General features: G+C 72.6%; 21 protein-coding genes and 2 riboswitches. Of the genes, 14 read left to right on the top strand and 7 right to left on the bottom strand.

Going from position 1 to position 25790, the window contains the following annotated elements; genetic code table 11:
* Positions 1 to 63 precede the first annotated feature (63 nt).
* The gene (locus PLJ28_RS05380; RefSeq protein ID WP_221243877.1) at positions 64 to 1050 is read left to right on the top strand and encodes an ABC transporter ATP-binding protein; all 987 of its coding nucleotides are present in this window, start codon (positions 64 to 66) and stop codon (positions 1048 to 1050) included.
* A complete protein-coding gene (locus PLJ28_RS05385) occupies positions 1047 to 2138 on the top strand; it encodes an ABC transporter ATP-binding protein (protein WP_183530176.1) in 1092 nt (363 codons plus the stop codon). Before PLJ28_RS05380 ends, PLJ28_RS05385 begins: the two co-directional genes overlap by 4 nt.
* 173 nt (positions 2139 to 2311) lie before the next feature.
* On the opposite strand, the gene PLJ28_RS05390 is transcribed toward PLJ28_RS05385, so the two are convergent.
* Positions 2312 to 2566, bottom strand: a complete 255-nt coding sequence (locus tag PLJ28_RS05390) for a hypothetical protein (RefSeq protein ID WP_183530174.1) — start codon at positions 2564 to 2566, stop codon at positions 2312 to 2314.
* Positions 2567 to 2815: 249 nt separating this feature from the next.
* Positions 2816 to 4150 carry an MFS transporter gene (locus PLJ28_RS05395; RefSeq protein ID WP_183530172.1) on the bottom strand — a complete coding sequence of 445 codons (1335 nt, stop codon included), beginning with the start codon at positions 4148 to 4150 and terminating at the stop codon, positions 2816 to 2818.
* 118 nt (positions 4151 to 4268) lie between these two features.
* On the opposite strand from PLJ28_RS05395, the gene PLJ28_RS05400 reads away from it, so the two are divergent.
* Positions 4269 to 5219: a DUF6282 family protein gene (locus PLJ28_RS05400; protein WP_183530170.1), complete on the top strand. Its 951-nt coding sequence runs from the start codon at positions 4269 to 4271 to the stop codon at positions 5217 to 5219.
* 38 nt (positions 5220 to 5257) lie between these two features.
* Here the strand turns inward: PLJ28_RS05400 and PLJ28_RS05405 are convergent, their stop codons facing one another.
* The gene (locus tag PLJ28_RS05405; protein WP_183530168.1) at positions 5258 to 6151 is read right to left on the bottom strand and encodes a hypothetical protein; all 894 of its coding nucleotides are present in this window, start codon (positions 6149 to 6151) and stop codon (positions 5258 to 5260) included.
* A 245-nt stretch (positions 6152 to 6396) separates the two neighbouring features.
* Between PLJ28_RS05405 and PLJ28_RS05410 the strand changes: the two genes are divergently transcribed.
* Positions 6397 to 7191: a queuosine precursor transporter gene (locus PLJ28_RS05410; RefSeq protein WP_183530166.1), complete on the top strand. Its 795-nt coding sequence runs from the start codon at positions 6397 to 6399 to the stop codon at positions 7189 to 7191.
* Positions 7192 to 7221: 30 nt separating this feature from the next.
* Here PLJ28_RS05410 and PLJ28_RS05415 read toward each other — a convergent pair whose 3' ends face one another.
* Positions 7222 to 7920: a TetR/AcrR family transcriptional regulator gene (locus PLJ28_RS05415; protein WP_183530164.1), complete on the bottom strand. Its 699-nt coding sequence runs from the start codon at positions 7918 to 7920 to the stop codon at positions 7222 to 7224.
* 86 nt (positions 7921 to 8006) lie between these two features.
* Here PLJ28_RS05415 and PLJ28_RS05420 point away from each other — a divergent pair, with 86 nt between their 5' ends.
* The 9 genes from PLJ28_RS05420 (at position 8007) to PLJ28_RS05460 (ending at position 21638) form a co-directional block, all read left to right on the top strand.
* Positions 8007 to 9251, top strand: coding sequence for an acyl-CoA dehydrogenase family protein (locus tag PLJ28_RS05420; protein WP_183530163.1), 1245 nt, complete (start codon positions 8007 to 8009; stop codon positions 9249 to 9251).
* 13 nt (positions 9252 to 9264) lie between these two features.
* Positions 9265 to 10953, top strand: a complete 1689-nt coding sequence (locus tag PLJ28_RS05425; protein ID WP_255459796.1) for an AMP-binding protein — start codon at positions 9265 to 9267, stop codon at positions 10951 to 10953.
* A 220-nt stretch (positions 10954 to 11173) separates the two neighbouring features.
* Positions 11174 to 11289, top strand: a riboswitch (SAM riboswitch).
* A 94-nt stretch (positions 11290 to 11383) separates the two neighbouring features.
* The gene (locus tag PLJ28_RS05430; protein ID WP_183530161.1) at positions 11384 to 12796 is read left to right on the top strand and encodes an acyl-CoA dehydrogenase family protein; all 1413 of its coding nucleotides are present in this window, start codon (positions 11384 to 11386) and stop codon (positions 12794 to 12796) included.
* Positions 12793 to 14088: an acyl-CoA dehydrogenase family protein gene (locus tag PLJ28_RS05435; protein ID WP_324589953.1), complete on the top strand. Its 1296-nt coding sequence runs from the start codon at positions 12793 to 12795 to the stop codon at positions 14086 to 14088. Before PLJ28_RS05430 ends, PLJ28_RS05435 begins: the two co-directional genes overlap by 4 nt.
* Before the next feature lie 209 nt (positions 14089 to 14297).
* Positions 14298 to 14412, top strand: a riboswitch (SAM riboswitch).
* 84 nt (positions 14413 to 14496) lie between these two features.
* Positions 14497 to 15879: an LLM class flavin-dependent oxidoreductase gene (locus PLJ28_RS05440; RefSeq protein ID WP_183530159.1), complete on the top strand. Its 1383-nt coding sequence runs from the start codon at positions 14497 to 14499 to the stop codon at positions 15877 to 15879.
* 49 nt (positions 15880 to 15928) lie between these two features.
* Positions 15929 to 17767, top strand: coding sequence for an ABC transporter substrate-binding protein (locus tag PLJ28_RS05445; RefSeq protein ID WP_324589954.1), 1839 nt, complete (start codon positions 15929 to 15931; stop codon positions 17765 to 17767).
* A gap of 123 nt (positions 17768 to 17890) precedes the next feature.
* Complete coding sequence (locus PLJ28_RS05450) at positions 17891 to 18880, top strand: ABC transporter permease (RefSeq protein WP_298042743.1); 990 nt, start codon at positions 17891 to 17893, stop codon at positions 18878 to 18880.
* Positions 18877 to 19803, top strand: a complete 927-nt coding sequence (locus PLJ28_RS05455) for an ABC transporter permease (protein ID WP_183530155.1) — start codon at positions 18877 to 18879, stop codon at positions 19801 to 19803. Before PLJ28_RS05450 ends, PLJ28_RS05455 begins: the two co-directional genes overlap by 4 nt.
* Positions 19800 to 21638: a dipeptide ABC transporter ATP-binding protein gene (locus PLJ28_RS05460; RefSeq protein WP_324589955.1), complete on the top strand. Its 1839-nt coding sequence runs from the start codon at positions 19800 to 19802 to the stop codon at positions 21636 to 21638. Before PLJ28_RS05455 ends, PLJ28_RS05460 begins: the two co-directional genes overlap by 4 nt.
* Positions 21639 to 21704: 66 nt before the next feature.
* On the opposite strand, the gene tgt is transcribed toward PLJ28_RS05460, so the two are convergent.
* The gene (tgt, locus tag PLJ28_RS05465; RefSeq protein WP_183530196.1) at positions 21705 to 23018 is read right to left on the bottom strand and encodes a tRNA guanosine(34) transglycosylase Tgt; all 1314 of its coding nucleotides are present in this window, start codon (positions 23016 to 23018) and stop codon (positions 21705 to 21707) included.
* Between the two features lie 128 nt (positions 23019 to 23146).
* Between tgt and PLJ28_RS05470 the strand changes: the two genes are divergently transcribed.
* Positions 23147 to 24247, top strand: a complete 1101-nt coding sequence (locus tag PLJ28_RS05470) for an FUSC family protein (RefSeq protein WP_183530151.1) — start codon at positions 23147 to 23149, stop codon at positions 24245 to 24247.
* Between the two features lies 1 nt (position 24248).
* On the opposite strand, the gene PLJ28_RS05475 is transcribed toward PLJ28_RS05470, so the two are convergent.
* The gene (locus PLJ28_RS05475; protein ID WP_183530149.1) at positions 24249 to 25241 is read right to left on the bottom strand and encodes a DUF6707 family protein; all 993 of its coding nucleotides are present in this window, start codon (positions 25239 to 25241) and stop codon (positions 24249 to 24251) included.
* 3 nt (positions 25242 to 25244) lie between these two features.
* A complete protein-coding gene (locus PLJ28_RS05480) occupies positions 25245 to 25784 on the bottom strand; it encodes an NUDIX hydrolase family protein (RefSeq protein WP_010143666.1) in 540 nt (179 codons plus the stop codon).
* Positions 25785 to 25790 lie beyond the last annotated feature (6 nt).

The raw sequence follows: 25790 nt of genomic DNA on the forward strand, positions 1-25790 counted from the left end.
GAACAGTCGGCGCCGAGGGGCGGGGTGGGTGATCGCCCGGTCCTGTCGGTCGAGGACCTCCGGGTGACCTTCACCCGCCACGGCCGGCGCATCCGGGCCGTCAAGGGCGTCTCCTTCGACGTCCAGCGCGGCCGGATGCTGGCCATCATCGGGGAGTCCGGGTCCGGGAAGTCCGTGACCGTCCGGGCCCTGATGGGCCTGCTGCCGCCCAGCGCGGCGGTCAGCGGGTCGGCGGTGCTGGACGGGCGCCAGCTGGTGGGCATGAGCGACAAGCAGATGCGACGGGTCCGGGGGATGAACATCTCCATGATCTTCCAGGACCCGGCCCGGTCGTTGAACCCCACCATGTCGGTGGGCGCACAGATCGCCGAGGCCGTGCGGACCCACCAGCAGGTGTCCCGCCCGCAGGCCGCGGAGCGGGTCCTGGAGCTGCTGCGCCTCGTGCGCATGCCCGCTCCGGAGAAGCGCGTCCACCAATTCCCCCACCAGCTCTCCGGCGGCATGCGCCAGCGGGTGGTGATCGCCATCGCCCTGGCCTCCGAGCCGGACGTCCTGGTCGCCGACGAGGCGACCACGGCCCTGGACGTCACCACGCAGGCACAGATCATGGACCTGCTGGTGGACCTGCGCGAGCGGCTGGGCACGGCGGTCGTCATGATCAGCCACGACCTGGGGCTGGCGGCGAGCTATGCGGACGAGGTCATGGTGATGTACGCCGGTCAGGTGGTGGAACGCGCCCCCACCCAGACCCTGTTCTCGAACGTGCGCATGCCCTACACGCGGGCGCTGGTCGAGGCGATCCCGCAGATCTCGCACCCGTCCCACACGCTGCTCTCGGTGGTGGGCGGTCACCCGCCGGACCCCGGCCGCCCGGTCCAGGGGTGCCCGTTCCGGCCGCGGTGCGCCAAGGCCGACGACACCTGCCTGACCGCTCCACCCCTGGACATGCACGAACCCGAGCACTCCTACGCCTGCTGGCATCCCGTCACCGGGCACGAGGTGCCCGTGGCCGCCGCCCCGGCGGCCGAGATCCCAGGAGGAACGCGATGACCGACACCACGGTGACGACCGAGCGGGCCGAGGAGCGGGCGGGCTCTTCCGCCGAACCGCTGTTGGCCGTCCGCAACATCGTCCAGGAATTCGAGAGCCGGGGCCCGGGCGGCGTGAAGGAGGGTGTGATCCACGCGGTCTCGGACGTGTCCTTCGACCTGATGCCGGGGGAGACGCTGGGCATCGTGGGGGAGACCGGTTCCGGCAAGAGCACGCTGGCCCGCGCCGTCATCCAGGTGGAACGGCCCAAGTCCGGCACGGTGATGTTCCAGGGACGGGACCTGACCACCGTCAGGCACCGCGACCTGAAGAAGGTCTGGGCCAACTTCCAGATGGTGTACCAGGACCCCTTCGGCTCGCTGAACCCACGGTGGCGCATCGAGGACGTCATCGCCGAGCCGCTGGTGAGCCATACCCGGCTGACGGCGGGCCAGCGCCGCGAGCGGGTCAGGGAGCTGCTGGAGCTCGTCGGCCTGCGGCCGGAGACCTACCTGCGCCGGCGCCCCATGGAGCTCTCGGGCGGCCAGGCGCAACGGGTGGCGATCGCCCGGGCGATCGCCCTGGACCCCGCGGTCATCATCTGTGACGAGGCGATCTCCTCGCTCGACGTGCTGATCCAGGCGCAGGTGATCAACCTGTTCGAGACCCTCCGCCGTGAACTGGGCCTGTCCTACCTGTTCATCGCCCATGACCTGGCCACGGTCAAGCAGGTCAGCGACCGGGTCGGCGTGCTCTACCTGGGGCAGTTGGCGGAGATCGGCCCCTCCGAGGAGATCTACCGGGCCCCTCGGCATCCGTACACGAAGGCCCTGCTCGACTCCGTCCCCGGCCTGGACCCGGACACCGGGGTGGCCAGGAGACCCGTCACCCTGAAGGGAGACGTGCCCAGCCCGCTGGATCCGCCCTCCGGGTGCCGTTTCCGGACCCGCTGCCCGTTCGCCCAGGACGTCTGTGCGGAGCGCGCGCCGGTCCTGGAGGACATGGGCCCGGGCCACCAGGTGTCCTGCCACTTCCCGCTGGACGACCAGGGCCTGCCCACCCGGGGGCATCCCCTGTCCCGGCAGGCCCTCGACGTCGCCACGGGCTGAACCACGGCGAGCGGCGCGCGGCCGGGCCCCTCCTCCGGGCCTGGGCGCGTGCTTGTCCCCGTGGGGCGAGGGCGCGGATGCCGACCGGACCCGTACCCCCGCGACCGGCGGGCCGGACACCACAGGGCGGCGGTGCGATCAACGCACCGCCGCCCTGTGTGTTGCGCGGGGACTCAGCCGTCCGCGCCCACGAGCGTGCCGTCGTCGCGCACCTCCGCCGGGTAGGCGATGCGGATCGTCTCACTGGCGCGGCCGGTGGCGGCGGCGATCATGGTGGCCATGAGGTGCTTGGGCACCAGGCAGTCGCTGCAGATGCCGTCCCGGGCGCTGATCCGGACGTCCAGCAGGTCGTCCCTGCTGTCGTCCACGGTCAGGACGTAGCCATCGGCATCCAGGGTCCTGCGCAGGTTGTCCAGGTGGTGGGTCATCGGTTCCTCCGGGTGGTGGGTCGTTCGTGTGCGGGGTTGACCACTACTGTCCCGTGGAGCCCGGGGGCCGCTCCACGGGTTTTCCGTTCCCCGGAAGCAGTCCCGTCGATACCGCGGGCCCGGCGTGCCGGGCCCGCGCCGGCTGTCGCCTGGCGGAAGGTGGCGGAAGGGCGGCGGAAGGGCGGCGCAGGCACAGGGCCCGCCCTCCGGCTGGAGGACGGGCCCTGGTGGGTGAGGTACGGGCGCCGGTCAGGCGGCCTCCGCCGAGGCGTCGTACCGTCCGGTCCTCAGCGGCAGGATGCACGCCAGGGCGATGACGCCCAGGACGAGGATGTACAGCGAGATCGGCCAGGAGGCCCCGAAGGCGGCGTACAGGCTGGTGGCGATGAGCGGGGCGAAGCCGCCACCGACGATGGAGCCGATCTGGTAGGCCGTGGAGGCCCCCGAGTACCGCACGTTCGCGGGGAACAGCTCGGCGATCAGGGCGGCCTGCGGGCCGGCCATCAGGGACTGGGCCAGCAGCACCAGTGCGAAGCCGAGCAGGATGAGCACTGGCTGGGCGGTGTCGACGAGCCAGAAGAAGGGGAAGGCCCCCACGACGACCAGGACGGCACCGGCGACGAACACCGGCTTCTGGGCGAACCGGTCCGCCAGCACCGCGCCGAGCAGGACCGTGGCGAGGTGGATGACGGCGCCGCCGACGATCAGCCACAGCATGGCGGGCTGGGGCAGTCCCAGGGCCTTCGTCCCGTAGGCCAGCATGTACACGGAGTAGATGTAGCCGATGGCCGGGGGCGCGGCAGAGGCCAGCCCGGCCAGCACCGTGGTGCCACCGTGGTCGCGGAACAGGCGCCCCAGGGGGAAGCGGTCGACCTCCTGGCGCTCCTGGGTCTGCTGGAAGACGGGGGAGTCCTCCACCCTGAAGCGCAGGTACAGCGCCACGAGGATGAGCACCGCCGAGAGCAGGAACGGCACTCGCCAGCCCCAGGCCGCGAAGGCCTCCGGGGCGAGCGAGGCCGTCACCACGATGAAGACCAGGTTGGACACGATGATGCCCACCGGCAGGCCCATCTGGGGGAAGGCGCCGTACAGGGCCCGGCGCTTGCGCGGTGCGTACTCCACGGCCATGAGCACCGCCCCGCCCCACTCGCCCCCGACGCCGAGGCCCTGGGTGAAGCGCAGCAGGACCAGCAGGATCGGTGCCCACACGCCGATGCTGGCGTAGTTGGGCAGCAGGCCGATCCCCACGGTGGCCCCGCCCATCACGAGCATGGTGATCAGCAGCATCTTCTTCCGACCGATCCGGTCCCCGAAGTGGCCGGCCAGCAGTCCGCCGATCGGGCGGGCGATGAAACCCACGGCGAAGGTCGCGAACGCCGCCAGCGTCCCGGTGATGGGTTCCTCGGAGGGGAAGAACTGCGGCCCGAAGATCAGGGCGGCGGCGGAGCCGTAGATGAAGAAGTCGTACCACTCGATCGCGGTGCCGATGAAGCTGGCGCCCAGGACCTTGCGTCGTTCGTGCGGGGTCGGGGTCCGGCGGGTCGAGGCCGACGGGCCCGAGGCGGTGGCTGGTGAGGAGGTCATGAGTGCCGTTCTCCCGAATGGTCGGCTATGAACTGGATCACATTAACTCTCCCGATAGGGGTTCTTATTGTCAACAACTTTGCTGGCAATCCAGTCGGCCGCTGCCTATGCTGGTGCCATGAGCCCGCATCCCGTCCCCTCGGCCCGGGCCCGGGAACTGGTCCGGGGCGCCTACGACCTCCACGTCCACGTGGCGCCCGACGTCATGACGCGCCGCATCGACGACATCGCCCTGGCCGGGCGCTTCCGGGACCTGGGCCTGGCGGGGTTCGTCATCAAGTCCCACTACGTCCCGACGGCGGAGCGCGCCGAGCACGTGCGCCGTCTCGTCCCCGAAGTGGAGGCCCTGGGCGCGATCACGCTGAACGCCTCGGTGGGTGGCATGAACCCGGTGGCGGTCGAGATCGCCGGCCGTGGCGGGGCGAGGGTCGTCTGGTTCCCCACCGTGGACTCGGACAACCAGCGTTCCTGCCTGGCGGAGGAGCCCGAGGGGGCCACCCCGCCCATGTGGGCGCAGCTCCAGCAGGACCTCGAGGACGCCGGGATGAAGGCGGAGGCCGTCCAGGTCCTCGACCGCGACGGCACGCCGACCTCCCGGACCGCCCAGGTCCTCCAGGTCATGGCCAAGCACTCCATGGTCCTGGCCACCGGCCACCTCCACCAGGACGAGTCGGCCGCCCTCGTCCCGGCGGCGCGGGCGGCAGGGGTCGAGCGGATCATCATCACCCACCCCGAGTTCACCTCCCAGCGGATGGGGTTACAGGCGCAGCAGTCGCTGGCCGCCCAGGGCGTGTTCCTCGAGCGCTGCCTCACCACCCCGCTGACCGGGAAGGTCTCCTGGGACACCTGGCACGCCAACATCCGCGGGGCCGGCATCGAGAATTCCGTCATCTCCACCGACCTCGGCCAGCCCTTCAACCCGCCGGTCGAGGACGGCCTGGCCATCGTGGCGGACCTGATGCTGGAGCACGGCTACTCCGAGGCGGAGATCCGCCTGATGACCGTCCACAACTCCCGGCACCTGGCCGGCGCCGGGCCGCTGGACGACGCGCCCGCCCACCTGCGCTGATCCCGCCCCCGGATCCTGCGGGGCCGGCCGTCGCGGGCTCAGCGGACCGGGTCGGGGGTCTCCACCGCGATCTCCAGTTCCTCCACCCGGGGCCACCGGTCCAGCAGTCCGGAGGCGGCCGCCTCGCCGGGTTCGCCGCCGCGCTGGTCGTCGGCGACGGTGAGGGACAGCGACTCGAGCCGGCCCTGGTGGACCTGCAGCCGGGCCTCGAACCAGGCCCCGCCCCACTGGACGAGCCCGGCCACGGGCCACACCTGGGTCCGCGGGGCGATGCGCGGGGCGTCCTCGTGCACCTCGAACCAGGCGTCCGGGGAGAACCCCTCGCCCTGCCACTGCTCCCGGACGGAGTCCAGCTGCCGCCGCAGGGCCTCGACGCCCGGCACGCCGTCGACCAGCAGTGCCTCGAGGACCGCGCGCACCTCGGGGGCCACGGGCCGCAGGTCCATCCCGGTCTCGGCGTCCCCGGCCGCCTCGAGGACGGACAGCCACCGCCTCCCCTCTGCGCGGTCCCAGGCGTATCCGGCCAGTGCGCCCACCGCACCCAGCCCGGCCATCACCCAGCGCGGGCGGTTCACCCCGCGCTGGGTCAGCCAGTCGGAGATCCGCCCGTCGAGCCGCTCGAACTGGTCCGCCAGTCCCAGGGCGAGGCCGCCCGCGGCCGTCCCGACGGCGGCGCGCGTCTCGGTGGCCACCGGCAGGTCCGCCGGCACGGTGGCGGCCACGTAGCCACCGGTGAAGGCGGCGGTCGCCAGGCGGTACGCGGCCCGGGCGGCACCGTCCAGGCGGCGCGGGTCGATGAGGCTCAACCCCACCACCGCAGCCGTCGAGGCGGCCGCGAAGGCCGGGTGCTCGGCCAGCCGTGGCCGGTCGATGACACCGAAGCGGCGCTCGCGGACCAGGGGGGTGAGGGCGGTCCATCGGGGGGTCGTCATGATCCGAGCGTAGACGTTGCTCAGGCGAGTCCCGGCCGCGACGCCCCGGGGCCGGGGCGGCCTCCGGCTGGCCCCCGCGCGGGGTCGGCGCCGGCCGCTGTGAAACAATGGACCGTCCTTCCGACGCCACCCGGGGCAGCGGGTGAGTGCGGGGTCGTGGAGACCGCCGACCGCCGTGTCCGGAGGACCGTGAGTGCTAATACAGCCGGCCGTCCGCCAGGCGAACCACCACCTCAGAGGAATCGATGACCCCCGCAGACCACCATCCTGTCCACCCTGCCGCCTGGCCGGAGGATCGGCCCGACGGCCAGTCCGACGGCCAGTCCGACGGCCAGTCCGGCGGCGCACCGGCGCCCGACCGGCCTCGGGACGCGCCGCCGTCGGGAACCGCGGCCCGCTTCGCCCCCACCGGCACCGGCCTGTACGCCGTGTTCACCGCCGTGATGGCCACCGTGCTGATCCTGTCCAACATCGGGGCCTCCAAGGGCGTGACCTTCGGGCCGATCGTCACGGACGGCGGCTTCTTCCTGTTCCCGCTGGCCTACATCATCGGTGACGTCGTCTCCGAGGTGTACGGCTTCCGGGCCTCGCGGCGGGCCATCATCACGACCTTCGCCCTCTCGGTCTTCGCCGCCGGCTGCTACTGGGTGATCATCGCCCTGCCCGGCGCCGAGTGGTACGACGGCCAGGACGCCCTCGTGCGCACCCTGGCCCCCGTGCCCCTGATCGTGCTGGCCTCCCTGCTCGGCTTCCTCGTCGGCCAGCTGGCGAACTCCTGGCTCATGGTCCGGTTGAAGCGCCGGGCGGGGGAGCGGCAGCTGTTCGGGCGCATCGCCGCCTCCACGCTCGTCGGCGAGTTCCTGGACACCCTCGTGTTCTGCTCGATCGCCGCGGGGGTCATCGGCATCACGGACGTGCCGACGTTCCTCAATTACGTGGTGGTCGGCTTCGTGTTCAAGTCGGTCGTCGAGATCGTGCTGTCCCCGGTGACCATGTGGGTGATCGGCCGGGTCAAGCGGGCCGAGCCGGCCTATGCCTGACCCCGGCCCGGGCCGGGGTGCCCTCCGGCCTCAGCCCAGCGCCCGGCGCACCGCGTCCACGATCTCCTCGGTGTCCGCGTGCTGCCCGACCACCGTCACGACGGCGACGGGCCGCTGCGCCGGCGCCTCGGCGGCGGCCGCCGGCTCCCGGTAGCCCTGCAGCATCACGCGGATGAGCTGCCCGGCCTGCGCGGAGAACTCCTCCCGCAGGGTGTCGTCCCGTTCGCGCAGCCACCGGCGCAGGTAGGAGTTGTGCAGGGCCACGCAGGCTCCGGCCAGTGCCGCCGAGAGGGGCCCGACGTCGGCTTCGTCAGCGAGGGCGCCCGTGGCCGCCAGGCGGTCGGCCAGCCAGTGGCGGAACACCGCCTCGTAGCGGTGCGAGGTCAGCAGCTCCCGGTTGCGCAGGGCCTGTGACTGGCGCAGCAGCCGGTGGCGGGCCATGGTGCGGTCGGCATCCTCCAGGTGATGGCGGAAGACGAGCAGCAACCCCTCGCGCAGGGCCGAGGCGGTGTCATGGTCGGTGCCGGCCAGGAAGTCCTCGAGCCGGGTGAGCATGTCCGTGTGGTCGGCGAACACCACGTCCTCCTTGCCGCCGAACGTCCGGAAGAAGGTGGCCCGGCTCATCCCGGCCTCGCGGGCCAGTTCGTCCACGGTGGTGCCGTCCCAGCCCTGGGCGTCCAGCAGGCGCAGCAGGGCGGTCAGGGTCTGCGGGGCGGTGCGCTGGTCCATGCGCTCATGATACCGCGTCTCTTGACATGAGACTGGGTGTCATCGGATAGTGGTGGGCGTCACCCTGAACGTCTCCGGAGGCCCCCATGACCACCCAGTCCGACGTGTCGGCACCCACCGATCGCCCGCAGCTTCCCACCGCGGAGCCCGACTACGACGTCAGCGCGGCGCTGGACACCGACGCCTACGCGGTCTTCGCCGACCTGCCGGACGAGGAACTGGCGCTCTGGCGCCGGGCCCGCCAGTTCGTCACCCCCCAGGTGCTGCAGCAGATGCACCGGGCGTGGGACCTGGCGCAGTACCCGCTGGACCTGGTCGGGCAGATGGGCCGGATGGACCTGCTGCGCGACGGCGTGGCGGTGGAGGGGCTGCCGGAGGTCTCCCGGGTGGCCGCGGGCCTGGCCACCATGGAGCTCTCGCGCGGGGACGGCTCCCTGGCCACGGTCGTGGCCGTGCAGGGCGGGCTGGCCATGCGTTCCATCGAACTGTGCGGCTCCGAGGAGCAGAAGCAGCGGTACCTGACGCCCCTGGCCCGTGGCGAGCTGCTCGGCTCCTTCGCGCTGACCGAGCCCACGCACGGCTCCGACGCCGTCGGCCTGGAGACCACGGCCACGCCCACCGCCGGCGGCTGGCTGCTCAACGGCCACAAGAAGTGGATCGGCAACGGTGCCAGCGGAGGCATCACCGTGGTGTGGGCCCGCTCCACCGAGGACGAGAAGGTCCGCGGCTTCATCGTCCCGCAGGAGTCCGAGGGGTACCGGGCCGGTGTCATCGAGGGCAAGATCGCCCTGCGCGCCATCCACCAGGCGGACATCACCCTCGACGGGGTGTTCGTCCCCGAGGACCACGTGATGCCGGACGCGACCTCCTTCCGCGACACCTCCCGCGTGCTGTTCTCCACCCGCGTGGGCGTGGCCTGGTCCGCCGTCGGCCAGGCCCTGGGCTGCTTCGAGGGCGCCCTGCAGTACGTGCAGCAGCGCCGGCAGTTCGGCCGCCCGCTCGCCGCCTCCCAGATCGTCCAGGAGCGCCTGGCCCGGATGCTCTCCCAGCTCACCCAGGTCCAGCTGCTCGTGCTGCGGGCCGCGCAGCTGGAGGACCGCGGCACCCTCACCGGGCCCCAGGCGTCCCTGGCCAAGTACTCCGCCACCCGGGCCGCACGGTCCATCGCCCAGGACGCCCGGGACCTGCTGGGGGGCAACGGCATCCTCATCCGCCACGAGGTCGGCCGGCACTTCGCCGACATCGAGGCCCTGCACACCTACGAGGGCACCGAGACCGTCCAGGCCCTGATCATCGGCCGCGACCTGACCGGCGTCTCCGCCTTCGCCTGAGAGGATCACCTCCATGACACAGCCCGCCATGACGCAGCATCCGCCCCAGGCCCAGCCCGGGCCCGCACCGGCCGCCCCGGCAGACGTCCACGCCGCCTCCACCGAACCCCTCACGCCCCTGGGATTCCTGGGCCGGGCCGCCGCCGTGTTCCCGGACCGCGAGGCCGTGGTCTACGGGGCCCGCCGCTCCACGTACCGCGAGTTCGCCGCGGAGGTCCAGCAGCTGGCCCGGGCCGTGCGGGCACGGATCCAGCCGGGTGAGACGGTCACGGTGATCGCCCCGAACATCCCGGCCATGCTCATGGCGCACTTCGCCGTGCCCCTGGCCGGGGGCGTGCTCAGCCCGCTCAACCCGCGGCTGACCGCCCGGGAGCTGGCCTACATCCTGGAGCACTCCGAGGCCCGGGTCGTGTTCGCGGACGGTGACGTCGTGGCCACGGTGCGCGACGTCGTCGGGAACCTCCCGCAGGCCCCCCTGGTGGTCGAGATCGTGGACACCGACGCCGGGCACGCCGGCCCGGTGGACCCCGACGCCGGCTCGCTCACCTACGAGGACTTCCTCGCCCAGGGGTCGGCCGGCCCCGAACTGCCCTGGCGGGTGGCGGACGAGCAGGCACCGATCACCCTGAACTACACCTCCGGCACCACCGGACCGCCCAAGGGCGCGCTCTACACCCACCGCGGCGCGTACCTGGCGGCCGAGGGCGCGGTGTTCCACAACGGCTACACCGGGGCCACGCGCTACCTGTGGACCCTGCCGATGTTCCACTGCAACGGCTGGTGCACCCCGTGGGCCGTGACGTCCGCGGCGGGCACCCACGTCTGTCTGCGGGCCGTGCGGCAGGACGCCATCTGGGACGCGTTCGACCACGAGGGCATCACCCACCTGTGCGGGGCGCCGATCGTGTGCGCCATGATCCACGAGTCCGAGCGCGCCCGCCCCCTGGACCGGGAACTGCGGATGACCACCGCGGGGGCCGCACCGCCGCCGTCGGTCATCGAGGCGCTGGAGTCGCTGAACATCACCCCCGTGCACGTCTACGGGCTGACCGAGGTCTACGGTCCGTTCACCATCTGCGAGCCGCAGCCGGCGTGGGCGCGGTTGCCCGCCGCCGAGCGGGCACGGCTGATGGCCCGGCAGGGCGTGCCCATGGTGCACGCCGGGGAGGTGGCCGTCATGGACGCGGACCTGAACCGGGTGCCCGCCGACGGCGAGACCCTCGGCGAGGTGGTGCTGCGCGGCAACGGCGTGATGAAGGAGTACTTCAAGAATCCCGAGGCCACCGCGGAGGCCTTCCGGGGCGGCTGGTACCACACCGGTGACCTGGGGGTGATGTACCCGGACGGCTACATCCAGCTGATGGACCGGGCCAAGGACATCATCATCTCCGGCGGGGAGAACATCTCCTCCATCGAGGTGGAGGGCGTGCTGCACGCCCACCCGAAGGTCTCCGACGTGGCCGTGGTGGGTGTCCAGGACGACCGGTGGGGTGAGCGCCCGGTGGCGTTCGTGGTGACCGAGGCCGGTGCGCAGGTCACCGCCGACGAGTTGCGGGCCCACTGCCGGCAGGGCCTGGCCGGGTTCAAGGTCCCGGACCGGGTCGAGTTCGTGCAGGAGCTGCCGCGCACCGCCACCGGCAAGATCCGCAAGAACACCCTGCGGGCGCTGCAGGACGGGGACGGCGCCCCGGCGGCGGGCTGAGCCCACCGAGGGGCGGTGGACCGCCCGCACCGGGGGGCGTGCCCCACCCCGTGACGAGGATGCCGTGCCGGCGACGTCACCCGGTGCCGATGTCCTGATGGCGTCATCGGGCGTCATCCGCGGGGTGCGCGAGCGGGACGGGCGGGCTATGTGACCCGCGGTGGCGAAACATGACCCCGACGGTTGGCCCGGCGCAGGCCGCCGCCTACGGTGGCTGCAGAATCACGAGATCCGGTGTCAAGCCCTGGCTGGCCGGACGGCAACCCTCTCTTCCGTAGTGGGGTGCTCCAGGTGATGATTCGGCCCGTACGCGACCGCTGCGGGCAAGTACGGCACCACCTCGGGGGACACCACGCGCGGCCGCGGGCCGGGCATCCCCCGCGCGGCCCGCACGGGCCCCGGGTGCCACGGATGACCGAAAGGCTCCCTCGTGACCCACACCGCCACCCCGCAGGACACCCCAGTCCCCGGTGACGCCCCCCGGGCCGGACTGCCCCGCTTCGAGGAGCTCAGGGCCGCCACCGCCGGGACACCGCCCACGGACGCGCAGCTCAGCGAGCACTTCGCCCCCGTCTTCCGGCTCATCGCCGAAGGGGCCCACCAGCGCGAGCAGGACCACGAACTGGCCTTCGCCGCGATCGAGCACCTGCGCGGCTCGGGATTCACCCGGGTCCGCCTCGCCCGCGACCGCGGCGGGATCGGGGCCAGCCTTCCCCAGCTCACCGGCCTGCTGGTGGACCTGGCCGCCGCGGACTCGAACCTGCCGCAGGCCCTGCACGGGCACTTCATGTTCACCGAGCAGCACCAGAACGAGTCCCAGGGAGCAGTGTCGGAGTGGTGGCTCGCCGAGGTGGCCGCGGGGAGGATCTTCGGCAACGCCCTCGTCGAGTTGCCGCCCTCCGCGGGCAGGCGTCCCGTGCGCTGGGTCGACGTGGACCCGGACACCGCCCAGGCGGCCGCGGCGGTCGGGGACACCGAGATCGCGGAGATCACGGGGGACAAGTTCTACTCCACCGGGGCCGTCTTCGCCGACTACCTGCTGGTGACGGCCACCCGGCCCGGCCGCGAGGACGAGGGACCGATCTTCGCCATCGTGGACGCGAGGGACCGGGGCGTGACGCGCACCGATGACTGGAACGGCTTCGGACAGCGACTCACCGCCTCCGGCACCACCACCTTCGACGACGTCCCCGTGCGTGCGCACCGGACCCAGGAGTTCAACGTCCCCACCGGTGTGCTGGCCTATGCGGTGCTGTGGGTCGTGCTGGCCGCCACGCAGGCCGGCATCGGCGTGGCCGCGCTGTCCTCGATCACGGACTTCGTGCGCGCTCGCCGGCGCACCTACGACCACGCCACCGCCGAGACCCCTGCCGAGGACCCGCTGGTCCACCAGGTCATCGGCTCCGTCTCCGCCAAGGTCTCCGCCGCCCGGCACATCGTGACCGGTGCCGCCGCCGTCGTCGAGGACTCCTACCGGAGCGTGCGCGGCCACCTGGACCTCGAGGACCCGGTGGTGCTGGACGCCCACACCCGCGCCAACGTCGCCCTGTCCGAGGCCACCGTCGTGGTCTCGGAGCTGATCCTCGAGGCCACGAACCAGATCTTCGAGTCCGGTGGCGCCTCCGCCACGGACGCCTCGCGGCACCTGCACCGGCACTGGCTGAACGCCCGCACCGTCGCCAGCCACACCCCGCTGATCTACCGCACCCAGGCGGTCGGGGACCACCGGATCAACGGCACCGTCCCGCCGTTCCACTCCACCGCCCGCAACTCCGACCCGCGGGCCGGCGCCACGGCCGCCGGCGCGGGAGCGCCCACCGCATCCACCACCGAAGGAGCATGATGACCACGACATCCGAACGACGCGCCCCGCTCGCCGGTTCCCCGGCCACGGCAGGGACACCCGGCCGGCCCGCGGACCACCCCGCCGACCGGTCCGCAGCGCGGTTCGTGCAGGTCCGCGAGCGCCTGGACCCGGTCTTCCGGTCCATCGCATCGAGCGCGGCCGCGCGGGAGGCGGACCGGATCATCGACCGCGACGCCGTGCGCCGCCTCGCCGAGGCCGGCTTCACCTCGTTGCGCGTGCCGGTGGAGTACGGCGGCGCCGGCCTGAGCTTCGCCCAGTCCGCGGAGCTGATCGTCGAGCTCGCCGCCGCGGACTCCAACCTGACCCAGGCGCTGCGTGCCCACCTGATCAACCAGGAGAACGTGCTGGGCCACCCGGACGCGGCCTTCCGGGACCGCTGGCTGCGCCGTCTGGGCGCGGGGGCCGTCGTCGGGAACGCCATCACCGAGGTCAACAACGCGGTGGGGGAGGGGACCACCCGGCTGGTGCAGGACGCCGAGGGCACCTGGCGGCTCAACGGCACCAAGTACTACTCGACCGGGTCCCTGTACGCGGACTGGATCATCGTGGCGGCGGTCGACGCCCGCGGTGAGGAGATCGCCGCGACCGTGCCCGCGGACGCCCCCGGTGTCCGGCTCCTGGACGACTGGGACGGGTTCGGCCAGCAGCTCACGGCCTCGGGGACCACGGTGTTCGACAACACCCCGGTCGACCCGGAGGAGGTCTACACCTCCGGCCTGGACGACGGCACCCGCGTGGCCACCGGCCAGGCGTCCTGGCAGTTCCTGCACCTGGCGACCCTGACGGGCATCGCCGAGGCGATCGTGCGTGACGCCGGGGACTACGTACGCGGCCGGCGCCGGTCCTTCAGTCACGGGGTGACCGAACTGCCCCGTGACGACGCCCAGGTGCTGCAGGTGGTCGGTGAGCTCTCCTCGGCGGCCTTCGCCTCCCGCGTGGCGCTCGACGCGGTGGTCACCGCCCTGGGAGGAATCCTCGAACGCGAGGCCGGGGGCGAGGTGCTGCCGGAGGAGGACGTCAACGCCCTGTACGTCCGCGTCTACCAGGCCCAGCAGGTGATCGCGAAGAACGTGCTGGCCGCCGCGACCCAGCTGTTCGAGGTGGGCGGGGCCTCGGCCACGAGCCAGTCGAGGCGCCTGGACCGGCACTGGCGCAACGCGCGCGTGCTGGCCAGCCACAATCCGCTCATCTACCGCGCGCGGATCATCGGCGAGTGGGAGGTCAACGCCACCCCGCCGTCGCGGTCCTACCGCATCGGTTCCGCCTGACCCACGGTCCTGGCCTGCGCCACCGGCCCCCGTCGTGCACCGCACGGCGGGGGCCTTCGCGTGCCCGGCCCGCGCAGATGTCGCCGTATGTCCCCCCGGCGTCATGGAAGGACCCGGTGGCCCTCGCCCCGGCCGGGGATGACGGGACGTTAACCGGTGCCGGCGGATCCCTTGGCGGGACCGGCGCCGGGGTCTACGCTCGGTAACGGAATCACGAGATCCGGCCATAAGCCCTGGCTGACCGGACAGCAACCCTCTCGCTGTAGTGGGGTGCTCCAGGTGATGATTCGGCCGGCACGCACCCGTGACCGGCAAGTACGGCACCCCGCCCGGTGCATCGAGGCCGCCTGCGCGCGCCCCGGTGCGTTCCGGGCATCCCCGGAGTGCCACCGACCGGGAAGAGACACCATGGCCCCCATCGCCCGCACGCCCCTGCACTTCAACGCTTTCGTCATGAACACCACCAGTCACATCCACCACGGCCAGTGGCGTCGCCCCGACGCCGGGCAGGCCGAGTTCACCGACGTCCGCACCTGGATCGACCTGGCCCGCACCCTCGAGGCCGCGAGGTTCGACGCCATGTTCTTCGCGGACGTCGTCGGCCACTACGGCGACGCCGACGCCGACTACTCCGTGTACGTCAACGAGGGCCTGCAGATCCCCTCCAACGACCCGACCGTGCTGCTCGGCGCGCTGGCCGTGGTGACCGAGCACCTGGGCCTGGCCACCACCTCCAACGTCTTCCAGTCCCACCCGTTCCAGTTCGCCCGCCAGCTCTCCACGCTCGACCACATCTCGAACGGCCGGATCGCCTGGAACATCGTCACCGGGACCCAGGACAACGGTTCACGCAACTTCGGCCTGCCACGGCTGACCGACCACGCCGAGCGCTACGCCTGGGCCGAGGAGTACGTGGACGTCGCCTACAAGCTCTGGGAGGGCTCGTGGGACGAGGGAGCGGTCGTCAAGGATCGGCAGGGCTCCCGGTACTCGGACCCGGCGAAGGTCCACAAGATCCACCACGAGGGCCGGCGCTACTCGGTGGAGGGCCCGCACCTGCCCTCACCGTCCCCGCAGCGGACACCGCTGCTGTACCAGGCGGGATCCTCCGCCTCCGGCCGGGACTTCGCCGCCCGCAACGCCGAGGCCGTGTTCCTCATCGCGGCGACCCCGGACATCGCCCGCCAGCAGATCGAGGACACCCGCCGCCGCGCCGTCGAGGCCGGCCGGGCACCGGAGGACATCAAGTTCTTCCAGGGCCTGAGCTTCGTCATCGGCGAGACGGAGCAGCAGGCCCGGCGCACGCTGGCCGAGTACGAGGAGTACGCCTCCGTGGAGGGCTACCTGGCCCACGCCGCCCTGGTCGACCCGGACGGCCGTGTCTACCCTCCCGAGACCCCGTTGAAAGACCTGGAGACCAACACCCAGAAGGGCTTCTCCGAGTGGACCTCCAAGGCCATCACGGACCGCGAGCCCGTGGTCGCCGACGTCGCCTGGCGCAGCCACCGCAACAACCGCCTGGTGGGCACCCCCGAGCAGATCGCGGACCGGCTCCAGGACTGGCAGGACGCCGGCGTGGACGGCATCAATGTCATCAACTGGGTGATCCCCGGTTCCTTCGAGGAGTTCGCGGACCAGGTCCTGCCCGTGCTGCGCGAGCGCGGCCTGGCGCAGTCCGAGTACGCGCCGGGCACCCTGCGCCAGAAGCTCTTCGGCCGGGACCGCCTGCCCCAGACGCACCCGGCCGCCCGGTACCGGGGCGCCTTCGCCACCGTGCCGACCGGGGCCTGAGCCCCACCACCCACTTCTGCCTGCGCTGGATCACGGCGAAAGGAACCCCATGAGCACCCCACCTTCCCCGAGCGCGCCCGGACTCCGGACGACGCCCCGCACCCCTCGACTCCCCGGGCCCCGGACCACCGGGCTCGCCGTCCTGACCGCGGCCACGCTGGTCCTGAGCGCCTGCGCCGCAGGTCCCGGCACCGGTCGCGGCGCCGGAACGGATCCCGACGCCGGCCCGGACCAGGCGGCGCTGACCGGCGCCGCCGGGGCCGGGCCTGTCCATGGCGGCGTGATCGAGTACGGCCACCTCCAGGAGCCCAACTGCATCTTCGGCGGCTGGATCCAGGAGAACTTCACCGCCCGCCAGGTCCTGGACAACCTGGTGTCCCACACCGAGGACGGCTCGGTGGTCCCCTGGATCGCCACCGGCTGGGAGGTGTCGGAGGACGGCCGGGCCTGGACGCTGCGGCTGCGCGAGGACGTGACCTTCACGGACGGCACCGCCCTGGACGCCGAGGCCGTGGCCTACAACTTCGATTACTGGCTGGACGGCGGCAACGGCACCGCCGCCGCCCACCTCGGCGGGTTCTACGACCACTCGGAGGTGCTGGACGAGCACACCGTCCGGATCCACCTGTCCGCCCCGTTCTCCCCGTTCCTGTCCACCATCTCCCAGTCCTACTTCGGCCTGCAGTCACCCACGGCCCTGCAGTCCCGCACCGATGAGGAGAACTGCACCGAGCCCATCGGCTCCGGGCCGTTCACCGTCAAGGACTGGAAGCGCGGGGAGTACATCGAGTTCGAGCGCAATGACGACTACGACTGGGCGCCGCAGAACGCCCGGCACCAGGGCCCGGCCCACGTGGCGGGCATCCGGTGGAACATCGTTCCGGACAACACCTCCCGGTACGGTTCGCTGCTGTCCGGGGAGATGGATGCGATCGGCGAGGTGCCGGCCGTGAACATCGCCCAGGCCCGCGAGGACTACGACTTCACGCAGTACATCACCCCGGGCCGGCCCGTGGTGATGAGCCTGAACACGCAGCGGGGCATCTTCACGGACCAGCAGGTCCGCCAGGCCCTGAGCTTCGCCACGGACCGGGAGGCCAACGTGGCCTCGGCCTTCCTCGGCACCGTCCCCTTCGAGCCCAGCGGCTACCTCTCCCAGACCACCCCGGACTACGACGAGGACGCCGCCGCCGAGTACCCGTTCGACCTGCACCGGGCCAACGAGCTGCTGGACCAGGCCGGCTGGACCGGCCGGGACCCCGACGGGACCCGGACGAAGGACGGCCGACGCCTGCAGGCGCTCGTGGTCTACGGCCTGAACAGCATCATCACCCCGGACGGCAACACCGTGATCCAGAACTTCCAGGAGCAGGCACGGGCCGCAGGCTTCGACCTGGTGCTGCGCCCGGGCACGCCGTCCGAGTTCTTCGGGGGTGCGTTCTCCACCCCGGAGAGCTATGACGCCCAGGTGGGGTACTGGACGAGCCCGCACGCCGGGATCCTGAACATCAACTACCGCCCCTCCACCGAGGAGGCGCCGAACGGGGCCAACACCACGTTCCTGGACGAGTCCCGGGTGTTCGCGACCATCCAGTCCGCGCTGCAGGCCCCCACGCCCGAGGAGGTCACGGAGCGGTTCTCCCAGGCCCAGCACGAACTCAGCGAACTGGCCCCGGCGATCGGCCTGTACACCCAGACCAACACGCTGGCCGTGGGCGGGGACGTCACGGGTCTCTGGCTCGACCCCGCCCAGGGCGGCCCGGTGTTCCACGACGCCCATTTCACCTCCCAGGACGCCCGGGACGCCTCCGGCACCCTCACCCCGGACACCGCAGACATCCCGGACACCGCAGACAGTGCGGACGCCCCGGTCGAGAACGAGGACTGACCCATGTCCCTGAGCACCCGACACCCCAGCCCGTCACCCACCGTCCCACCGCCGGTGCACCCGGCATCAGCCCCCGTATCGCACCCCGCCTCACCCCCCGCCTCGTCCCCCGCTGCGGACCCGGTGGCAGCACGGGACCGCCCGCCCCGCGGCAACCGGCCGTCACCGGCCGCGGTGGCCCTCGCCGTCGGCCGCAAGGCCCTCGGGGCCGTGTTCGTCGTGTGGGCGGCGGCCACCATCACGTTCCTCATCCAGGTCCTGCTGCCCGGTGACCGCGCCACCCTGTTGCTGAACCAGCAGACCGGCCAGGTCCAGGAGCGCACCCCGGAGGAGCTCGCGCCGATCAACGAGGCGTTCGGGTTCGACGATCCGCTGATCGTGCAGTACCTGGACTTCCTGGGCGGCCTGCTGCGCGGCGACCTGGGGATCTCCTACACCCTCTACCAGCCCGTCACCACCGTGATCGGCGACCAGATCGCGCCCACCGTGGTGCTGACCTTCACGGCCCTGGCCATCGCCTGGGTGATCGCCGTGGTGCTCCTGGTGCTCACCGCCCGGCGCACCCCCTGGGTCTCGAGGATCTTCTCCGGCCTGGAGTCCGCGGCGGCGGCGCTGCCGCAGTACTGGCTCGGCATCATCCTGCTGGTGGTCTTCGCCCTGTGGCTCGGGATCTTCCCCGTGGTCTCGGGCAGCGGCGCGGCCGGCCTGGTGCTTCCGGCCCTGACGCTCGGCATCCCGCTGGCCGGCTTCCTCGCCCAGGTGATGCGCACCGAGTTCGAACGCACCCTGGACGCCCCCTTCGTCCTCACCGCCCGCGCCCGGGGCATGTCCGACGGGGGCGTGAGACTGCGCCACGTGCTGCGCCACTCCCTGCTGCCGGGCCTGAGCCTGACCGGGTGGGCGGTCGGGGCCCAGTTCTCCGCGGCCGTGATCGCCGAGAACGTCTTCGCCCGCCCCGGCCTCGGCCGGGTCCTCGTCACCGCGGTCAACGGCCGCGACCTCCCGGTGGTGTGCGGCGTGGTGATGCTCGTGGCCGTGATCTACGTGATCACCAACCTCGTGGTGGACACCGCCTACATCCTCGTCGACCCCCGCCTGAAGGAGGCAGCATGAGCACCACGCCCCTGACCCCCGCACCTGCCGGCCGGGTGTCCGTCCCCGGTGGCCCGGCATCGCCCACCCCGGGTCCCGGCACCGCGGACCGCACCGCCCGCGCCTCCGCGTCCTGGCGCCGCGTGCCGGCCACCGTCTGGATCGCCGGCGCGTTCGCGATGCTGCTGGTGATCGCCTCGTTCGCCCCCGGGCTGCTGGCGACCGCGGACCCCCGGGCCATCGACCTGGACGCCCCGCTGGCCCCGCCGGGGCCGGACCACTGGTTCGGCACGGACCAGTCCGGCCGGGACCTCTACTCGCGGATCGTCCACGGCACCGGGTCCTCCCTGCTGATCGGCCTGGGCGCCACCGGCGTGGGGGTGGGGCTGGCCGTGGTCCTCGGGTCCTGGGCCGCGCTCGGTGGCCGCTGGGCGGACGCGATCATCGGCCGCGGCATCGAGGTGCTGTTCGCCTTCCCGATCCTGCTGCTGGCCATGGTGTTCATCGCCGTCTACGGGCCGTCGGTGCAGACCCTCATCCTGGCCGTCGGCCTGGGCATCGCCCCCGGTTACGCCCGGATGGTCCGCGCCCAGGTGATGTCGGTGCGCCGCTCCGGTTACGTCCAGGCCGCCCGCGCGCTGGGCCACCACCCGGCGAGGATCCTCACCCGGCACGTGCTGCCCAACGCGCTGCGCCCGCTGCTGGCGGTGCTGACGCTGGGCATCGGCCAGTCCATCGTCTGGGCCTCCGGCCTGGCGTTCCTCGGCTTCGGCGTGGCCCCGCCGTCGCCGGAGTGGGGTGCCCTGCTGGAAGCCGGGCGCCCCTACATCACCGCCGCCTGGTGGCTGGAGATCATCCCGGGACTTGCCGTCCTGGCCGCCGCCCTGACCGCCACCGTCCTGGGCCGCCACGTGGAGTCCACCCTCGAAGGAGACCGCTCATGAACGCCCTGATCGACACCGTCATCCCCGCCCTGGCCCCCGCAGGATCCGTCCGGTCCACCACCGGCCCGGGCGCCCCCGCCACCTCAGGACCTCCCGCCACCGCGGTCGCACCCGCCGGCACCGGCGCCCTGGCCGTCCTGGAGGACCTCAACGTCTGGTTCACCGACGCCCTCGGCCGTCGCCGCCACGTGGTCCACGACCTCTCCGTGGACATCCGTCCCGGCGAGTGCGTGGCGGTCATCGGTGAGTCCGGGTCCGGCAAGTCGGTGACCGCCCGCACGCTGATCGGCCTGACCGGCCCGAACGCCCACGTGGAGGCCACCACCGCCACCCTCTTCGGCCGGGACGTGCTCACGCTGCAGGACGGGGACTGGAAGTCCATCCGCGGCCGGGACGTGGGCTTCATCCTCCAGGATGCGCTGGTCTCCCTGGACCCGCTGCGCACGGTGGGCGCCGAGATCGGGGAGTCCCTGCGCCTGCACGGGGTCCGGGGCCGTGCCGAGCGTTCCGCCCGGGTGGAGCAGCTGCTGGCCGAGGTCGGCGTTCCGGAGCCGCGGCTGCGGGCCGGTCAGCGTCCCGACCAGCTCTCCGGGGGCCTGCGCCAGCGGGCGCTGATCGCCTCGGCCATCGCCAACCATCCCGCGCTCGTGGTGGCCGACGAGCCGACCACCGCCCTCGACGTCACCGTCCAGGCCCAGGTGCTCGACGTCCTGGCCCAGCGCAAGGACCAGGGCACCGCGATCCTGCTGATCAGCCACGACTTCTCCGTGGTCGGCCGGCTGGCCGACCGGGTGCTCGTCATGCAGGGCGGCCGGATCGTCGAGTCGGGCACGGCGGCGGAGGTGCTGGCGGACCCGCAGCACCCCTACACCCGCCAGCTGCTGGACGCCGTGCCCTCCGGCCACACCAAGGGCGAGTACCTCACCGAGGCCGGCCGGGGCCGGGCCGTCGAGCGGACCGGCGATCGGCCCGGGGGGACGGTGCCGGCCGGCACGCGGAGGGCCGAGGCGGGGCCTCCCGCCGTGCTCACCGCGCGCGGGCTGACCAAGTCCTACCGGGGGCCGGACGGGAGGGACCGGGCCGTGGTCCGGGACGTCTCCTTCGACGTGCGGGCCGGGCAGACCCTGGGCATCGTGGGGGAGTCCGGGTCCGGCAAGTCCACCACGGCCTCCATGGCCCTGGGCTTCGTGGCCCCGGACGCCGGCACCGTGCTGCTGGAGGGGGCGCCGTGGAGCGAGCTGTCCGTCGCGGGGCGCCGGCCGCGGCGCCGGGAGGTCACCGTGGTCTACCAGGACCCGTTGAGCTCCTTCGACCCGCGCTGGACCGGCCGGCGGATCCTCACCGACGCCCTCGACGCCGGCTCGGCCCCCGGGCCGTTCGCCTCGGGCCGGGCACGGCGGGCCCACCGGGCGGAGCTGGCCGAGCGGGCCGACCACTGGGCGCGACTGGTGGGCCTGGCCCCCGAGCACCTCGCCAAGCACCCGCTGCGGCTGTCCGGGGGCCAGCGGCAGCGGTTGGCCATCGCCCGGGCGCTGGCACCGGAACCGCGGGTCGTGGTGCTGGACGAGGCCGTCTCCGCCCTGGACGTCTCCGTCCAGGCCCAGGTGCTGGACCTGCTCACCGAACTGCAGGAGACCCTCGGCACCACCTACCTGTTCATCTCCCACGACCTGGGCGTCATCCACCACATGAGCGACGAGATCCTGGTGATGAAGGACGGCGAGGCGGTGGAACACGGACCGGCCGACGAGGTCTTCGGTGCCCCGCGCCACCCGTACACCCGGGAGCTGCTGGAGTCCCTCGAGCAGCTGTCCACGCACGTGGCGTCCCGCTAGGGCGGCACCGCGGCCACCCCGGTGACACGTTCCCGCGCTCCCGGACCCGGTGGGCGCGGGAACGTGTCACAGCGATGAGGGGGCCCGCCGGGACGAGGCGTAGTACCGTCCGAGCACCTCGTCCTTCAGGTCCCAGAACGTCCCGTCCTGGATGGCGGCGCGCATCCGGTCCACCAGGCGGACGGTGAACCGCTCGTTGTGGAGGGAGATCAGCGTGTGGGACACCATCTCCTTGGCCTTGATCAGGTGGTGGATGTAGGCCCGGGTGTAGTGCGCGCAGGTGTAGCAGTCGCAGCCCTCCTCCAGGGGGGAGAAGTCCCGCTTGTAGCGCGCACCGGGCAGGTTGAAGCGGCCCTCGGCGGTGTAGAACGCGCCGGTGCGGGCCACGCGGGTGGGGGAGACGCAGTCGAAGGTGTCCGCCCCGTTCTCCACCGCCGTGAACAGGTCGTCCGGCTCGGAGATCCCCAGCAGGTGCCGCGGCTTGTCCTCGGGCAGTTCCTCCACGCACCAGCCCACGATCGTGCCGAGGTTCTCCTTCTCCAGCGCCCCGCCGATCCCGTAGCCGTCGAAGCCGTGTGAGGTGACCCCGCCGTCGTCGGGGAACTCCGTGGTCATGGCGGCCAGGTCCCGGCAGGCCTTGCGCCGCAGGTCCTCGTACTGGGCGCCCTGGATGACCCCGAACAGGGCCTGGTAGGGCTTCGCCGCGCGCTCGCCGGTCAGGCGGGCGTGCTCGTCCAGGCAGCGCTGGGCCCAGCGGCGGGTGCGCTCCAGCGCCTCCTCCTGGTAACCGCGCGAGTTGTGCAGCGTGGTCAGCTCGTCGAAGGCGAACATGATGTCCGCGCCCAGCTGGTGCTGGATGCCCACCGAGACCTCGGGGGTGAACCGGTGCCGGTCCCCGTTCAGGTGGGACTTGAACCAGACCCCGTCCTCGTCCACGTTGGCCAGCCGCTCCTTGCCGGGGGCCACCGCGTCGTCCGCCCCCTGCCCGGACGGTGCGGCCGGTCCCTTCATGTCGATCACCTTCTTGAACCCCGAGCCCAGGCTCATCACCTGGAAGCCGCCGGAGTCCGTGAAGGTGGGCCCGGACCAGTTCATGAACGCCCCCAGGCCGCCGGCCTCGTCGAGGATGTCCGGGCCGGGCTGCAGGTACAGGTGGTAGGCGTTGGCCAGCAGCGCCTGGGCGCCGATCTCGCCCATCGCCTCCGGCAGGACGGCCTTGACGGTGGCCTGCGTGGCCACGGGGATGAACGCGGGGGTCTGGATCAGCCCGTGCGGGGTGGTGATGGTCCCGGTGCGCCCGGCCATCGCGGTCCCGTCCGGACCGGTCAGCCGGCTCCCGACGACGAAGCCGGCGTCCCGCGGCGAGGCCGGGGCCGGCATGTCACCGGCCTCACGGTCACGGGTCTGGTGGGTCACTTCAGGGCGGGAGTCAACGGTTTCAGGCACGTCCTCCATGGTATGTATCAGTCAGGAGCCATCAGGACCACCACGGGAGAGGGGAGGCGTGCATGCGGATGTCGGACCTCAACCCGGTCCCGTCGCTGTTCACCATCGCGCCGGCGAACAAGGACCACGAGGTCGGGATCCGCTGCGGCATCACGGTGCTGGTCCCGCTGCTGGTGCTGCTGCTGATGGACCGGATCGACCTGGCGATCTTCGCCTCCTTCGGGGCGTTCACCGGCATCTACGGCCGCAACACCACGCACGGGGTCCGGTTGCACATGCAGTTGCGGGCCGGACTGTTGATGATCGCGGTCATCCTGGCGGCCACCCTGGCCGGACGCAGCGGCGTCTCCGAGTCCGAGAGCCCCTGGGCGCTGGTCGGCCTGACCACCGTGGTGGCCGGCCTCTGCACGGTGGTCGCCGGGTACTGGAGGCTGCGCCCGGCGGGCTCGCTGTTCCACATCTTCGCCTTCGCCGCCGTGGCCTCGGTGCCCTACCAGCCCCCGCTCGGCGAGGCGATGCTGACCGCGGTGGCCGTGGTGGCGTGGGCCGTGGTGGTGGGCCTGGGCTCGCGCGTCCTGCCGTCCCGCCGGCAGCCGATCACCTGGACCCCCCGGGACCGGTCCACCTCGGACGAGCACCGGATCATCTGGCTCGAGGCCCTGTGGTACGCGATCGCCGCCGGGACCGCGGGTTCCCTGGCCACGGCGCTGGGGCCCGCGCTGGGCATCGAGCACAACTACTGGGCCATGGTCGCCGCCGTCGTCCCGCTGGCCGGGCACTCCACCCGGTACCGCGTCAACCGCGGCCTGCAGCGGGTCATCGGCACCTTCCTCGGGCTGATCCTGATGGCCGGGATCCTCTGGCTCCGGCCGGAGCCCTGGCTGATGATCCTCATCATCGCCCTCTTCCAGACCCTGGCCGAGCTCTACATCGCCCGGCAGTACGTGCTGGCCCAGGTGGTGGTCACCCCGCTGGCGCTGCTGTCCACCGTCCTGGTCACGGTGGGCACCGGTTCACCGGTCGACGGCCCCGCGCTGCTGAGGGACCGGTTCATCGAGACCGTCATCGGCGCGGCCGTCGGCGTGGCCTGCGTGCTCTACCCCTGGGCCTGGCGCAAGTGGGTCCGGCACGACGCCGACCCGGCCACCGAGGCCCGCGACTGAGTCAGGCCTCGGGGCCGGCCGCCGCCTGCCGGTCCGCGAGCTCGCGGAGGGCCTGGACCTCGAGCCGGACCAGGCGGTCCAGCTCCTCGCCGGTGTAGGTCTCGGAGCCCCCGCGGGCCCGCAGGTAGAACAGCGTGGAGAGGCGGGACTCGCGCCACCCGCGCTCTGCCGCGAGGTCCCCGGCGCTCTCGGCGCGCAGGATCTCCCGGTCGTAGAGGTTCGGCTCGTTGAGCTGGCGCTGGCGGAACTCCGCCTGCCGCTGGGCGCGGATGGGGTCCGGCTCGGCCTCGTCGGGCTCGCGCAACCGCGCCCCGGTCGCCTCGGCCTCGGCCCGCTCGCCGCGGTGGTGGTGGATGTTCGCGGCCAGCGCCAGGGCCGACTCGATCGACTTCCACCGGCCCATCGCCCCGTCGAAGGGCAGCGAGGTCAGCAGCGTGGTCGCCTGCAGCGCGCCGTCGGAGTCGTCCAGGTCCACGAAGAGGTACCGGGCCATGGTGTCGATGTCCTCGAGCTGGGCACCCGAGCGCATGTTGATCCCGCGCGAGAGCTTGGCGGCCAGGGCCAGCAGGCGCTGGTCGTCGGGGTGGCGCTGGGCGATCTCCACCACGACGGACTCCGGGGACCCCGCCTGGACGGGGGCCAGGTCCGCCGCGGTGTCCAGTGCCGGGGCGGGCCGGTGGGTGCGCACCCTGATGGTGGAGCCGAAGGCGATCCGGACCTGCCGCTCGTCCGCCAGGGTGGCGATGACGAGGGCGGGGGTGCCGAAGTCGTCCCGGGTGATGCGGGTCTGCGTCACGGGGGCGGAGGGCTCACCCCTGCGGGTCAGGAACCGGTCACCGGGCTGGACCTGCTGGGCCTTGACGGAGCGCAGGTAGTCCCCGCCGATGTCGTGCCGGGACCGCGGGGAGGAGACGGGGCGCGCGGGGGAGGACGCGGCGGAGGCGGGCGAGGCGGCGGAGCCGGCGCCCGGGCCGGCCGTGTTCGGTGCGGACATGGGTCAGCGCCCCCAGCCCACGTGGGCCAGCGCCTGGCGCACCAGGTTGCCACGGCCGCCGATGAACTCGGCCTGGATCGCGTCGCTCAGCGCCTCCTCGGGGGTCAGCCAGGTCAGCTCGAGGGCGTCGCCGCGGGGCTGGCACTCACCGGTGACCGGGACGAGGTAGGCCAGGGACACCACGTGCTGGCGGTCGTCCGTCAGGCCCGTCTCGGACGGGGAGGGGAAGTACTCGGCCACCGTGAAGGGGGTGATCGAGGGCGGCAGCTGGGGCAGCGCCAGCGGGCCCAGGTCCTTCTCCAGGTGACGCATCAGCGCGGCCCGGACGGTCTCGCGGTACATCACGCGGCCGGACACGAAGGTGCGGCGCAGGTGCCCGCCGCCGTCGGCCAGGTACAGCAGGCCGATCTCCGACACGTACCCCAGGGCATCCAGGCGGACGGGCAGGGCCTCCACGTAGACCATGGGCAGGCGACGGCGGGCCTCGTAGAGATCCTCTTCCGACAGCCACCCGGGATTCGGGTCGGGGGTGCGAACACTCATGCCTCA

Origin of the sequence: Citricoccus sp., from assembly GCF_035445025.1 — a bacterium.
GTDB lineage: Bacteria > Actinomycetota > Actinomycetes > Actinomycetales > Micrococcaceae > Citricoccus.

Coding starts and splice junctions, on each gene's coding strand:
- PLJ28_RS05435 (WP_324589953.1), top strand. CDS start 12,793: ATGATGACCACGACATCCGAACGACGCGCCCCGCTCGCCGGTTCCCCG.
- PLJ28_RS05425 (WP_255459796.1), top strand. CDS start 9,265: ATGACACAGCCCGCCATGACGCAGCATCCGCCCCAGGCCCAGCCCGGG.
- PLJ28_RS05385 (WP_183530176.1), top strand. CDS start 1,047: ATGACCGACACCACGGTGACGACCGAGCGGGCCGAGGAGCGGGCGGGC.
- PLJ28_RS05440 (WP_183530159.1), top strand. CDS start 14,497: ATGGCCCCCATCGCCCGCACGCCCCTGCACTTCAACGCTTTCGTCATG.
- PLJ28_RS05460 (WP_324589955.1), top strand. CDS start 19,800: ATGAACGCCCTGATCGACACCGTCATCCCCGCCCTGGCCCCCGCAGGA.
- PLJ28_RS05390 (WP_183530174.1), bottom strand. CDS start 2,566: ATGACCCACCACCTGGACAACCTGCGCAGGACCCTGGATGCCGATGGC.
- PLJ28_RS05410 (WP_183530166.1), top strand. CDS start 6,397: ATGACCCCCGCAGACCACCATCCTGTCCACCCTGCCGCCTGGCCGGAG.
- PLJ28_RS05415 (WP_183530164.1), bottom strand. CDS start 7,920: ATGGACCAGCGCACCGCCCCGCAGACCCTGACCGCCCTGCTGCGCCTG.
- PLJ28_RS05470 (WP_183530151.1), top strand. CDS start 23,147: ATGCGGATGTCGGACCTCAACCCGGTCCCGTCGCTGTTCACCATCGCG.
- PLJ28_RS05480 (WP_010143666.1), bottom strand. CDS start 25,784: ATGAGTGTTCGCACCCCCGACCCGAATCCCGGGTGGCTGTCGGAAGAG.
- PLJ28_RS05405 (WP_183530168.1), bottom strand. CDS start 6,151: ATGACGACCCCCCGATGGACCGCCCTCACCCCCCTGGTCCGCGAGCGC.
- PLJ28_RS05445 (WP_324589954.1), top strand. CDS start 15,929: ATGAGCACCCCACCTTCCCCGAGCGCGCCCGGACTCCGGACGACGCCC.
- PLJ28_RS05400 (WP_183530170.1), top strand. CDS start 4,269: ATGAGCCCGCATCCCGTCCCCTCGGCCCGGGCCCGGGAACTGGTCCGG.
- PLJ28_RS05395 (WP_183530172.1), bottom strand. CDS start 4,150: ATGACCTCCTCACCAGCCACCGCCTCGGGCCCGTCGGCCTCGACCCGC.
- PLJ28_RS05420 (WP_183530163.1), top strand. CDS start 8,007: ATGACCACCCAGTCCGACGTGTCGGCACCCACCGATCGCCCGCAGCTT.
- PLJ28_RS05475 (WP_183530149.1), bottom strand. CDS start 25,241: ATGTCCGCACCGAACACGGCCGGCCCGGGCGCCGGCTCCGCCGCCTCG.
- PLJ28_RS05455 (WP_183530155.1), top strand. CDS start 18,877: ATGAGCACCACGCCCCTGACCCCCGCACCTGCCGGCCGGGTGTCCGTC.
- tgt (WP_183530196.1), bottom strand. CDS start 23,018: ATGCCGGCCCCGGCCTCGCCGCGGGACGCCGGCTTCGTCGTCGGGAGC.